The sequence below is a fragment of the Corynebacterium drakensteinense genome (genome assembly GCF_041224285.1).
In the GTDB taxonomy this organism is placed as follows: Bacteria; Actinomycetota; Actinomycetes; order Mycobacteriales; family Mycobacteriaceae; genus Corynebacterium.
This window is the reverse complement of record NZ_JAXOFP010000009.1, coordinates 1-12,112: the sequence shown is the minus strand read 5'-3', so window position 1 is coordinate 12,112 and position 12,112 is coordinate 1. Positions and strand designations below refer to the sequence as shown.

The 12,112-nt window shown below is 56.6% G+C and carries 11 protein-coding genes; 7 read left to right on the top strand and 4 right to left on the bottom strand.

The annotated features are described in order from the left end of the window. Positions 1-2 precede the first annotated feature (2 nt). Positions 3-1,049 carry a FecCD family ABC transporter permease gene (locus tag U1140_RS06475; RefSeq protein WP_369846725.1) on the top strand — a complete coding sequence of 349 codons (1,047 nt, stop codon included), beginning with the start codon at positions 3-5 and terminating at the stop codon, positions 1,047-1,049. A 34-nt stretch (positions 1,050-1,083) separates the two neighbouring features. Here U1140_RS06475 and U1140_RS06470 read toward each other — a convergent pair whose 3' ends face one another. Both U1140_RS06470 and U1140_RS06465 read right to left on the bottom strand, forming a co-directional pair. After that, positions 1,084-2,421 carry a M20/M25/M40 family metallo-hydrolase gene (locus tag U1140_RS06470; RefSeq protein ID WP_369846724.1) on the bottom strand — a complete coding sequence of 446 codons (1,338 nt, stop codon included), beginning with the start codon at positions 2,419-2,421 and terminating at the stop codon, positions 1,084-1,086. An 18-nt stretch (positions 2,422-2,439) separates the two neighbouring features. Next, positions 2,440-3,141, bottom strand: a complete 702-nt coding sequence (locus U1140_RS06465) for a PaaI family thioesterase (RefSeq protein WP_369846799.1) — start codon at positions 3,139-3,141, stop codon at positions 2,440-2,442. Positions 3,142-3,315: 174 nt separating this feature from the next. Here U1140_RS06465 and bioB point away from each other — a divergent pair, with 174 nt between their 5' ends. The 3 genes from bioB to U1140_RS06450 all read left to right on the top strand — a co-directional run bounded on the left by bioB (position 3,316) and on the right by U1140_RS06450 (position 5,735). Then, on the top strand, positions 3,316-4,296 hold the full coding sequence (gene bioB, locus U1140_RS06460) for a biotin synthase BioB (RefSeq protein ID WP_369846723.1): 981 nt from the start codon (positions 3,316-3,318) through the stop codon (positions 4,294-4,296). A gap of 69 nt (positions 4,297-4,365) precedes the next feature. Continuing rightward, positions 4,366-4,614, top strand: coding sequence for a biotin synthase auxiliary protein BsaP (gene bsaP / locus U1140_RS06455; RefSeq protein ID WP_369846798.1), 249 nt, complete (start codon positions 4,366-4,368; stop codon positions 4,612-4,614). A 197-nt stretch (positions 4,615-4,811) separates the two neighbouring features. Next, positions 4,812-5,735 carry a Sir2 family NAD-dependent protein deacetylase gene (locus tag U1140_RS06450; RefSeq protein ID WP_369846797.1) on the top strand — a complete coding sequence of 308 codons (924 nt, stop codon included), beginning with the start codon at positions 4,812-4,814 and terminating at the stop codon, positions 5,733-5,735. Here U1140_RS06450 and U1140_RS06445 read toward each other — a convergent pair. Continuing rightward, a complete protein-coding gene (locus U1140_RS06445; protein ID WP_369846722.1) occupies positions 5,732-6,961 on the bottom strand; it encodes an esterase/lipase family protein in 1,230 nt (409 codons plus the stop codon). The two genes, U1140_RS06450 and U1140_RS06445, sit on opposite strands and share 4 nt — an antisense overlap. Positions 6,962-7,798: 837 nt before the next feature. On the opposite strand from U1140_RS06445, the gene nrdI reads away from it, so the two are divergent. The 3 genes from nrdI to U1140_RS06430 all read left to right on the top strand — a co-directional run bounded on the left by nrdI (position 7,799) and on the right by U1140_RS06430 (position 11,669). Further along, entirely contained in the window at positions 7,799-8,257 is a 459-nt protein-coding gene (gene nrdI / locus U1140_RS06440; protein WP_369846721.1) for a class Ib ribonucleoside-diphosphate reductase assembly flavoprotein NrdI, read from the top strand. 3 nt (positions 8,258-8,260) lie between these two features. Beyond that, the gene (nrdF, locus tag U1140_RS06435; RefSeq protein WP_369846720.1) at positions 8,261-9,265 is read left to right on the top strand and encodes a class 1b ribonucleoside-diphosphate reductase subunit beta; all 1,005 of its coding nucleotides are present in this window, start codon (positions 8,261-8,263) and stop codon (positions 9,263-9,265) included. A gap of 202 nt (positions 9,266-9,467) precedes the next feature. Next, a complete protein-coding gene (locus U1140_RS06430) occupies positions 9,468-11,669 on the top strand; it encodes an HtaA domain-containing protein (RefSeq protein ID WP_369846719.1) in 2,202 nt (733 codons plus the stop codon). Between the two features lie 48 nt (positions 11,670-11,717). Here the strand turns inward: U1140_RS06430 and U1140_RS06425 are convergent. Next, positions 11,718-12,112: integrase core domain-containing protein (locus U1140_RS06425; RefSeq protein WP_369846717.1), on the bottom strand; the 395-nt coding region annotated here is incomplete at its 5' end.

The window sequence follows — 12,112 nt, the reverse complement described above, 5'->3', positions numbered from 1 at the left end:
TCATGGATAGTAACCACACGCAACAGGTGCTGCGCACCCGGGGACGCACCCGGGTGCTTTTGTTTGTCGTGCTAGGTATTTCTTTGTTCCTCGGAACCGTGGCCTCGCTGGTGATTGGTCAGTACCAGGTTCCGCTCGACGAACTTCCGCGCATCCTGGCGGTAGGCCCACTGGGTGCCACCGCGATGGAGGAGTCGGTAATCTGGCAGATTCGCCTGCCGCGCCTGGTGCTCGGCCTGCTGGTGGGCGCAGCCCTGGGGGTTGGCGGTGCACTGATGCAAGCGGTGTTTGCCAACCCGTTGGCCGAACCATCCGTGATCGGGGTGACTGCAGGCGCCGGAGTGGGCGCCTCCGTTGCTATTGTGCTGGGGATCAACTGGTTTGGTGCGACGACGATCCCGGCGTTCGCGTTCATCACCGGGCTAGCGACCACCTGGTTGGTCTATCAGCTTGCACGCTTTAGTGGCCGGATTCGCGTGGTCAACCTGGTTTTAGTCGGCATTGCGGTCAACGCGGTCGCCGGTGCGCTGATCTCGTTTTTCATTTTCATCGCGCCCACCAGCTCCCGCGAGCAAGTGGTGTTTTGGCAGATGGGGTCGTTAGCAGGCGCGAAATGGGCGCACATTTCGATCGTCGGCATTCTCACTGTCGTGGGCATTGCTGCGGCGATGTTTCTCGTCGGCAAGCTGGATGTGCTGGCACTCGGCGATCGCGCGGCCGGCCACGTGGGCATCGATGTCGCGCGCCTGCGGCTGGTGGCATTGGTCTTGGCGACGCTGCTGACCGCCGGGGCGGTGTCCTATGCCGGGCTGATCGGGTTTGTCGGGCTGGTGGTTCCGCACATTATCCGCACAGTGGCCGGCCCGTCGAATGTGGTGCTAGTTCCCGCGTCTGCCCTAGGCGGGGCGGTGCTGATCGTGCTGGCCGATACCGCCGCGCGCAGCATCATCGCTTTCGCGGACCTGCCGATTGGTATTTTTACCGCCCTGGTTGGCGGGCCGACGTTTTTCATCCTGCTGCGCGCGATGATGCGCAAGGGCGCTATTTAGTGAGAGCTGTTGCGCTGGCTTTATTGCGCGGGAGCTATTGCGCTGGCGCGGAAACAAACTTTGCAACCAGTGACCAGTAGGCGCGCACCGTCAGGTCCAGATCTTCGACAGCCAAGCATTCGTCGTGTGAGTGCAGCTGCCGGTTTGCCTCATACATGGTGCGCTCGCGCGCGTGCAGCGCAAAGCCATAACCAACCCCGCCCAGCCGGCGGGCAAAACGCAGGTCAGAACCACCGGTAGCCAGCACGGGGATCACCGGCACATCCGGGAAAAACTCGCCGATAGTATCCACGATCGCATCCCACAGTGGGCCTTCTGCCGGCGATTCAGAGGCCGGTTCGACGATCAAGTGCTCGATAGTGACCTCGTCGGCAAGCTCACCCAACCCTGCGCGCAGCAATTCGTCGATATCCTCCTGGCTTTGGCCAGGCAGCGGGCGGATATCCATCTCTAAATAGGCATCGGAGGGCAGCACATTGATCGCTCCGCCTGCGCGCAGCACGGTCTGGGAGATGGTGGTGTGCGAAAACGCGTGCGCATAACCTGCGAGATCCCCGAAGGCTTCATAGGCTTCCTCAGAAGTGCCCGCTAGCAGCGCTTTTTCCGTGGCTGCATCAAAACGGAATGCGCGCACAAAACCCTGCCAGGTCTGGCTATCAAGCATCGGCGGAGTGATCTGCGCGATGCGCCGGGCAACTTCCGCGATCTTGACGACGGCGAAATCCTTGCCATACGGGGTAGAACCATGTCCGGCATCTCCACTGATGCGCACGCGACGCTGGCCTGCGCCTTTCTCGCCGACGTTGATAACGATGGCATCCGAGCCATCGCGCACCGGCAGGTGTGAACCACCGGTCTCGGACAGGCAGTTCTTCCACGAAAACGCCTCGGGTTGGTGCTCGGAAATCCACTTGGCGCCCAAACCACCGCGGGCTTCTTCGTCGGCAAGCGCCACGAAAGTCAACGTGCCGGCAGGCTGGCCGCGCCGGGCGATCTCGCGGGTGACAGCCGCCATGGATGCGGTAATAAACAGCATGTCCATCGCTCCGCGACCGTAGATGAAGCCGTCGATGACCTCGCCGGCAAATGGTTTGGTGGTCCATTTCGGTTCGTCGACGGGAACGACATCGATATGGCCCAGCAGGGTGAGCGGCTCTGCGGCCGGGTCGCTGCCTTCGACGGTCACCGCAAGGGAGGTGCGGTGTGGGTGGGGTTCGAACTTCTCAGTGCGAATCCCCGGCGTATCTGCGAAGAACTTCTCCAAGGTGGCGACGTTGCGGTCCTCAAAACCGGAATCAGCGGTGAGGTCGTTGACGCAACCGTTGCGGATGAGCTCTTGCAGCAGGGTGAAGGTATCGTCGTAAAGGCTCATAGAAGCCAGGGTAGTGCGTTAGCTGATGTATTCGCTTGGCACGCCGAATTTCTGCAGCTGGGTGCTATTCCAACCGGCCTCGGCTTGGGCTTTCGCGCAGACGTGGCGGAGTTGCTCTGCCTGCGTTGGCATTCGACGCATGCTGCTGAGCAGGGAGGTTAAAGTTTCTGGGGTATCGCTAAAGGCAGCCCAGGCGATGGCGGTAGCCATGTGTTCCAAGATATAACCGCGGGGCTGGCCGGCGTGTTTCGGTTTGGATGCGCGCTTGCCACCACCTTTCGGGCGGGCGTGGAGTTCTTGGTGGCTAATGGAGGCGATTTCGCCGTCAGGGTTTTTCAGCATGCAGCTAAACGGCAGGTTGCAGTAGCCGTCTTCGTCGATGGTCTGCTTGACCCAGTTGACCAGTTCGTCGGAAAGCTCAACGTCGATGCTGACGCCGTTGCGGCCGGGCTTGAGGTACTGGAACGACGACGAACGCGTCCACACCTCGAAATCGGTGCCCATGCGGCGGGCGAGCAGGGTGCCGACCATAACATCTGCCATGGAAAACAGCGTTCCGCCGAAAGCCACGCCATGCATGTTGACGTTTTTCCAGGTGCGGTTCCACACGATTTTGGCATAAGAGGCATCTTGGGTGATTTCGGTGATGCGGATGCCGGAGGCGCGCAGGGGTGGCCATAGGTTAAGGATGCGTCGTAGATTGTCCGGGCTGGACATCATGCGTTTCACTAATCGTTTTTGTAACGAAAGTGGTTTTGTGGTGCGCTTTTGTCGGGGGAGGAAGTTCGGTAATTTCACAATAATCAAGCTTACGTTAGTTGACGTACAACACAATTGGGGGTGTCCGCGTATGGCAATTGAACACCGTTTAAGTGATGTGATTAAGATAACGGCATGAGCATTGTTGATATCGCCCGGGAAAAAGCACTGGAGCAGGGCATCGGCCTGAACCAAGATGAACTTCTGCAAGTGTTGCAGGTTGATGATGAGACTCTGAAAGAAATCGCCGACATCGCGCACCAGACCCGCCTGAAATGGTGCGGCCCTGATGTTGAGGTCGAAGGAATTATCTCGCTGAAAACCGGCGGTTGCCCAGAAGATTGCCACTTCTGCTCGCAGTCGGGCTTATTCGAATCGCCAGTACGCGCGGTACTGCTGAATATTAACGAGCTGATCGAAGCTGCTAAGCGCAACCAAAAAGTTGGCGCCACAGAATTCTGTATTGTTGCTGCCGTTAAAGGACCAGATGAGAACCTGGTGCGCCAGGTTGAGCGCGCCATTCCGCGCATTAAAGAAGAAGTAGACATCCAGATTTCGTGCTCGTTGGGTACTGTCACCCGCGAGCAGGTAGAACGCTTTAAGGCTGCTGGCGCCACCCGTTATAACCACAACCTGGAAACCGCACGCTCGCACTTCCCGAACGTCGTGACCACCCACACTTGGGAAGAACGTCGCGAGACCCTGCAAAACGTCCGCGATGCGGGCATGGAAGTCTGCTCCGGCGGCATCATCGGCATGGGCGAAAGCCTGGAACAGCGCGCGGAATTCGCCGCACAGCTGGCAGAAATCGAACCACGCGAGGTTCCGATGAACTTCCTGGACCCACGCCCTGGCACCCCGTTTGCCGATTACCCACTGGTTCCACTCGGTGAGGCCCTGCGTGCAGTTGCCATGTTCCGTTTGGCTATGCCACGCACCGTCATCCGCTTTGCCGGTGGTCGCGAGCTCTCACTGGGCACCGAAGGCTTCGAGAAGGGCCTGCTCGGCGGTATCAACGCCATCATCGCGGGTAACTACTTGACGACGCTCGGCGAGCGCATCGAGACCGACATGGAGACTCTGAACCGCATCGACCTGCCGATCAAGGCTCTGTAGGCACTAACAACAATGGCACGAGCAAAAGACCCCGCGCTGCAGACGAAAAACTCGCCGCTCGCGGTGGCGATGTGCGGCGACGATGAGCCGATCTTTCACCCGAATACCGGAACGGAGATCGCCAGCGGCGAAGAAATCCGGTTAAGCCCCTCGCAACAGGCAGGCTATGATGCCCCACGCTTTTGCCAGCTCTGCGGGCGGCGGATGAAAGTCCAAATCCGTCCCGACGGTTGGCATGCCGAATGTTCCCGGCACGGGTTGGTTGATTCCGAGTGGATCTTCGAAGCCCAACTGCGCCGCAAACTCGGTGCAGGATAGTGGCGGCTGATCACGCTGGATGAGCGTGCTGCGTGATCACACTGAGTAATCGTGCTGAGTAATCCTGCTGGTCAAGCCACTGTTTATGTTGCTGGTTATTCTTCAGCACGCAAGCACCTAGACTGGCGGGCGTGAGTTTCCCATGGCAGACCTCCCATGCCCGCAGCGCACAGTCGCACGAGACCTTTACACAACACGTGTCGGCGGCTATCGACCGCGCCCACCGCGGCGCGGTTCGCTCAATGGAACGAGTGGTTGAAGAAACAGCCACCCCGGACCCCTACCCAGAAGTCGTCGACAAGATTGTCGACCAGCTTCACCTTGGCCCAGCCATGGTGTTGACTGGGGCAGGGGTCTCGACTGATTCTGGGATTCCCGACTATCGCGGGCCGAAGGGGAAAATGAATACCCACCGGCCGATGACGTACCAGGAGTTCTGCTTCGACCCGGCCGCCTCGCACCGTTACTGGGCGCGCAGCTTCGTCGGCTGGCGCCAGCTCGATCGCGCAGAACCGAACCGCACGCATTATGCGCTGGTGGAACTAGAGCGCGCCGGGTATGTGCATGGTGTGCTGACGCAAAATGTCGACGGCCTGCACGCCGAGGCTGGGCAAGATAACGTGGTTGCACTCCACGGGAATCTGGATTCGGTCTCGTGCTTGGACTGCGGCTTTCGTGAACGCCGTGAAGGGCTAGACGCGCGCTTGGATGCCGCGAACCCGGGATATTTGCAGCGGCTGTTATCCGAGGTCACGCAGGTCAACCCGGACGGCGATGTGGACTTGCCGCAAAGTGCGATCCAGCGGTTTCACATGGTCGGCTGTTTGCGTTGCGGGGCGAAGCGGCTGAAACCCGATGTGGTGTATTTCGGCGAGGCTGTGCCCGATGAGCGTAAGGAGGCCGCGCGGGAAATGGCAGCGGAATCGGCATCGTTGATTGTGGTGGGCTCGTCCTTGGCAGTGATGAGCGGTTACCGGTTTGTGCTGGATATGCTGGCACGGCGCCGCCCAGTCGCGGTGATTAATGGCGGGCCGGGCAGGGCGGACGCTCGCGTGGATGTGCTCTGGCGCAGCCAAGTCGGCCCCGCTTTTGATGAGCTGCTTGACCGTCTCGCGCTCTAGGCCTTGTCGGCCTCGCGGCTGTGCTGGTGGCTCCCGCTGCTGCTCCCGCTGCTGTGCTCGAGTTCTTTGTCGAGCCCGGTGCGAATAAGCGCGCGCACGTACTTGTTGATGGGCATATCCTGGTGCTGCACGTTCGCGCGCGGGAAGATGTCCTGCACCCACACGTTGCGCACGCGGTCTTCCGGCCCGTTGAGAAAGCAGGTCTCGGGTGGCTGGACGACGGTATCTTGTCGGCTGGCGAGGCAGGTGTAGGAGACGCCGTCGTCAAGCTCCTTGTCGTCGAATACTTCGAAGATTTCTGATCCGGTGATCTGCTGGAAACCCACCGGCCCGAACCAAGAACGGATCAACGACTGCATGATGTTTTCGGTCAGGCCGTTGGAAGCCAGTGGGCTGAGGATGCCGCCCATTGTGGTGCCATGGTTCGGTGCGGAGAGGCTGACCAGGTGTTTGACGTGCGCGGGGTTGCCGGAGGTGCGCAGCCAGTAGCGGGCGAGCAGGCCACCTTGCGAATGCCCGATGAGGATAACTTGTTCTGCGCCGGTAACGGTGCGAACTGCCTCGATATAGGCACCGAGTTGGAGTGCGGATTCTTGCATGGCGGCGGTGCCGCGTTTGCCGTAGTCCGGGGCGAAGACACACCAGCCGTCCTGGCGGAGTTCGGTGCCGAGTTCTTGCCAGATTCCTTTGGTATCGACGGTGCCGTGGATCAAAATGACGGGCCAGGGGCGTTGTTCACTGAGGTGGGCAGACCAGTCATCTTCGAAGATTCCGCGTGGTTTGAAGCGCGCACCGAGTGGTAGATGCAGTGAGTTGTCGAAGTTGTAGTGGGATTCGTCTGTGGTGTGGGTATTGGCGTGATCTTCGCGTGCGTTGAGGGATTCCGCGATTTCGCTGAGCACGCTTTCCGGGATCTTGCTTGCCGTGACTTCCGTGGCGTGCGCGGCGAGCTTCTCTGGCAGCTTGGCGGCAGGCACGCTTAACGACGGGGAGGTCAGCTCGGTCCACTGTTGGCTAAGGTGCCTGCGCAGTGAGTTTTTCAGGCGGGTCAACGAGTTGCTGACAGATTCGCTGAAGGATTCTGCGCTTTTGCGGTCCTTGGGATCTTTGGGTTCCTTGGGGTCTGCGCCGTTATGGTCTGTGCTGTTTTGGTCTGTGCCGTCATGGTGGCGTGTGGTGCGTTCGGCGGATGCAGAGTGGTGCGTGGATGAAGCCTCGCGTGCCATTACTCGTACCTAACTTCTCTCGTTTTCTTACGCTGTTCTGCGCTCTAAGATTGACTCGAGTCTGGGATGATCCCAGTGTAGGTCGGAATGGGGAGCGCGGGCCGGGCTTTGTGGACAGTTTTGAGGGCACCGCAAGCCGGCAGGAAAATCTTGCGGCCATGACCAGCATGAACAACAAAAACCTTCGGTGTATGAATATAAATACAAAAGTTTTAGTCCTAGGGGTTGACAACCCTTAGTTGCGACCCGTAAGGTGAGGGTTACCTCAAGAGGTGATGGAGGGGCAGGCTCCGGCTCAACCATCTAAAATAATCAGTCATGGGAATAGAAACAACCGTCGGCGAAAGTCGACGGTTGTTTCTTTTTGTCTGCCCACCGGGAGTGAACAGGGGTTAAAGGCTTAAACGGGTTAAACGACAAATGTGTTGTTTTTCGGTGCGTCGGGTATTTTCGTCGGCGCGTCGGGTATTTGGTCCTCTTTTGCAAATAGTGCCGCTAAAACCGGCCTTTTTTGTTCACTATTTGCAAAAGAGGACCATAACCGTCACCCACTAATGCTGATCCTCCCGAGCTCCCAGTTTCTACATATCGAAGGCGCTACTTCGCGCGCATGCTCGGCCTTTGCTGTGCCTGTCCTTCTTTGAGATACTCCTTATAAGAAAAACAAATAATAATCATAGATTTATATAATTTATCGTTTATTGGAGCTCGCCAAGAGCTCGCCATAACTCTCTAAATACAGACCACCGTCTGCAGGCACCACCATTGTCGATGCGCAGCGCACTAACTAAATAACGCCATCTATATAGCCCATCTATATAACAAGGAGGTATTCCCGTGTCTTCCACGGCGAAAGTGCCATTGACTTTCGCGGAACTCGACCCAGAGCAATCACCAGATCTGGTGTATTTCTCCAGCGTTTCTGAAAACACACACCGGTTCATTCAAAAACTAGACCGCCCTGCCGCACGAATCCCCCTCAATCCCCGCAAAGAGGGCATGATTCGGGTTTCACGCCCATACGTTTTGATCACGCCAACCTACGGCGGCGGCGATCGTCGTCGCGCCGTACCCAAGCAGGTTATTTCGTTTCTTAACGACGAAACCAACCGCAGTCTCATCCGCGGCGTCATCACCTCAGGCAACACCAATTTCGGTAGTGATTTTTGCATTGCCGGAGCAATCATTTCATCTAAATGCCAGGTCCCAGAGCTGTACCACTATGAGTTGCTGGGCACAGACCGCGACGCCGCCGTCGTGCGCGAAGGCCTGGATAAATTTTGGAAGGAGCAATAATTAATGACCATCTATGACTACTCCGCCACCCCGACGGCGTTTCGCAACGACCCCGATGTACGCCTACGTCCGGTGAACTGGAACCGCACGCAGGACGAAAAAGACCTGGAGGTCTGGAACCGCCTGACCTCGAATTTCTGGCTGCCAGAAAAGGTTCCGTTGTCTAATGACCAGACGGATTGGCGCAGGCTTACCGAGGTGGAGCGCGAGCTCACCATGAAGGTGTTTACTGGGTTGACCATGCTGGATACCGTGCAGGCTTCGGTCGGCGAAGTCAGCCAGATCCAGGATGCGCGCACCGAGCACGAAGAAGCCGTCTACACCAACATCGCGTTCATGCAGGCGGTGCACGCGAAATCGTATTCCTCGGTGTTTTCCACGCTCTCGAACACTGCGGAAATCGATGCCGCGTACAAGTGGGCGGTGGACAACGACGTTTTGCAGGCGCGTTCCAAGGCGGTGCTGCGACACTACTATGGCGATAATCCGCTCAAGCGCAAGGCAGCTGCCACCCTTTTGTCGTCGTTCTCGCTTTATGCCGGGTTCTATCTGCCGTTGTTCTTCGCCTCTCGTGGCACGCTGATGAACACCGCGGACATGGTGCGCCTCATTCTGCGTGATAAGGCTGTGCACGGCTATTATTCGGGTTATAAATTCCAGCGTGGTCTGGAGACTTACGACGCCACCACCCAGGAGCAGGTGAAACAGTTTGTCTACGAGCTTCTCGACGAGCTCTACGAGTTGGAGTTGAGCTATTCCGAAGAGCTGTACCGTCCTTTGGCGCTTTACGACGACGTCGTGAACTTCATTCGCTACAACGCGAATAAAGCGCTGATGAACTTGGGTCTGCCGCAACGGTTTAGCGATGAGGAAGCAGTGGTGAAGCCGGAAATCTTGGCAGCGCTGACCCCGGGGTCGGATGAAAACCATGATTTCTTCTCTGGCTCGGGCTCTGCTTATGTGATTGGTAAGGCCGAGGAAACTGAAGATGATGACTGGGATTTTTAAAATTTACTGAGAGTCCGCAAGGTCTTCCGAATGAAGAAAACGCTCTGAACAGTCACAATGATCTCCCGGGCTCTTTATCTGTCCCCAATCTAGGGGGCAACCGGGGGTATACTTTAAAGCTAATCCTTACCTATTAGACAGCAATAGGTTAACCTTTCTTCGGTTGTGTATGTCAATACTATTGCATTTCGAGGAGATGATTGTGACAGCTAAGAAATCCCGCCGGATCACGTCGGTGGGTATCGCGTTGGGGCTTTTCACTGTGGCACCAGCTTTTGCCCCTATCGCACACGCGCAAACTGAGGAACCACAGGCCAACGTCGCTGCTAGTGAAAGCACGAAAGGTAGTCTGAACTGGGCATTGCGCGATTCCTTCCTGCGCTACTCTCTGGGTGCAACCAACGTCGGTGACGGCGCTACCAAGATCTACTCCAACGGCACCACGACGCCATCGTCGGAAAGCGACACCGTTGAGCAGTACTACAAGTTCAACTTGAAGAAGGCTGGCTTCGAGGATGCTACCAAGATCACTCGTGCAGAGTTCGAAGGAAGTATCGAATACTTCAAGTACTGCGAAGGTAAGCCGGCGCAGCGTGGCAACTGCGCACTGGAACTGACGATCAAAGATCCCACGATCGTGTTGAGCCCAGAAGGCTCCTATGTGGAAGCGGACGTGCGTTCCAAGCAGTACCCAAGCGGGGAAATTTTCCAAAAAGACGACGCCAAAATCGCACAGGCCTGGACCAAGACTGCAAAGTTTGAAGAAAATGACGGCAAGGTTTTCTGGAGTGGTATCAACACCTCGCTGACTGAAGATGGCGTGCGAACCTTTTCGAACTTCTATGATTTGGGTGGCCCGCTGGCTCCTCTGAGCTTTGAATATGAGGGTGTAGGTGCACGTCCAGGCAATGACACAGCACCACTGACCATTGGTGGGAGCTTCCGGTCTAGCCAGGTTGTTGGTATGGACACGATGATTGGCCTGCAGGATTATGTAGCACTAGCCACGCGTGTTTCCACTGAAGATAAAGCCGCGGTTGAGCTCATCGATCCTGCGACGATGCAGGCCATCGGAGCTCCACTACAAACTTCGCTAGCGTTTAATCAATCGCTACTTTTCACCCAGGGTGCGGGTAATCGTATCTACTGGGTAGAGGGACAAAATCTTAAGGCTGCCACTGCTACTGCAGAGGGTTGGTCTGAACCTGAGATGATTGCAGAAGGTATTGGCGTCCAACCTGCTGGTATTGCATATGATTCTGCAAACGACCGGGTAGGAATCATTGCCCGTGGTACCGGCGATACTGACTCCACATTGACCTGGGTTACCGCATCTGGTGAGAAAACCGTTGCGCCGCTAACCGCGCCGCAAGAAGTACTAAAAGCCCACGATGAAGAAATCTTCTTGTACGGCAAGGGGTATAACAAAGACTTCTACGGTGACGTTGGAAATACTTCACTTCCAACTAGCACGAGTGTGATGCCGGATGGAAAAATACTGTATTTGCCTGCTACGGCGGTGTATCTGGAAGATAACTCGACCTACCGTGTGCCTCCAGTAGTGATTGATCCTGAAGGCAATGCCAACCTGGCGCCGGGTGGAATTCACTTGCGTACCAAAGAGAATGGTTCTACCTACGCAACCGAAATGGCTGTTGATGGAAACAACGTTGCTTTCTACAGCCTTGACAGCAATGACTCAGGTATGCAGTTCTTCCGTTACGAGAATGGTGAGTTGAAGCCACAATCTGAGCGGGGCTTGGTTGGTGATTTGAAGAAGATCTCTGAGGTTGCATTCGTTGGCGATAAAGCTCTGGTCACCAATGAGGCTACTTCGAAGTTGAGCTGGGTAGATCCTGCTACCAAGCAGATTACTGACAGCATCAGCCTCCCGAATCAAAAAGATACTGCTCGTGAACACCGCAACCTTCTGCAGTGGAAGGATAAGCTGCTGGCCTATTCCATCGAGACGGACAATGAGACTTACCGCGAGCACGCTGTCATCCTGCGTTTGGATCCGAACAACCCAGACGTCGGCGACCACACCCAGCAGGTAGAGCCGGAGAGCCCAGTAGAGCCAGCAGATCCAGCAGGTGACGGCGAGGCTGAGAAACCAGCCGGCGAAGCGAAGCCTGAGAACCCTGCTGAGAAACCAGCCGGTGACGAGGCTAAGCCATCGACCGAACAAACCGAACAAACCGAGCAAGAGTCCGTCGATGAGCAGAAGCCATCTGCTGATGACAACAAAGAGCAGGGCGACAAGAAGGGCAAGGATTCCAAGAAGTCGCCAAGCATCTGGGAGCGCATCACTGGCTTCTTCTCGAACGGATTTGAGAAGCTTGGCCAGTTGTTTAGCCAGTTGTTCAATTGGCTCTTCAAGCTGGGTAACGGATTGTCATCCTGATAAGATCTCCCGGCTAGACAGCGCACTGAAGTGTACTGGGTTTTGTTCCTAGGCATTTACCCTATTTTCCATTATTTCCCGAGACTCATCTTGTTCCCAAAACGCGTCTTCAACCTCAACCGGGGTTCGGTACCCCAAGCTCTGGTGGAGCCTTGTCTCGTTCCACCATGACACCCACTCGAACGTCGCGATTTCTACCTCGATAACGTCATCCCACCTGCGAGTATGGATCAGCTCGTTCTTGTAAGAACCGTTGACGTTTTCAGCCAATGCATTGTCATAGGAGTCACCAACACTGCCGGTGGAAGCTGCAATGCCGTGCTGGGAAAGTCGTTCGTTGTAGACCACGCTGACATACTGCGACCCGTGATCCGAATGGTGCACCAAACCTGTCGTTTCTTCAGCACACACTATCGCCTGGTTGAGAGCTTGCAGCGGCAATA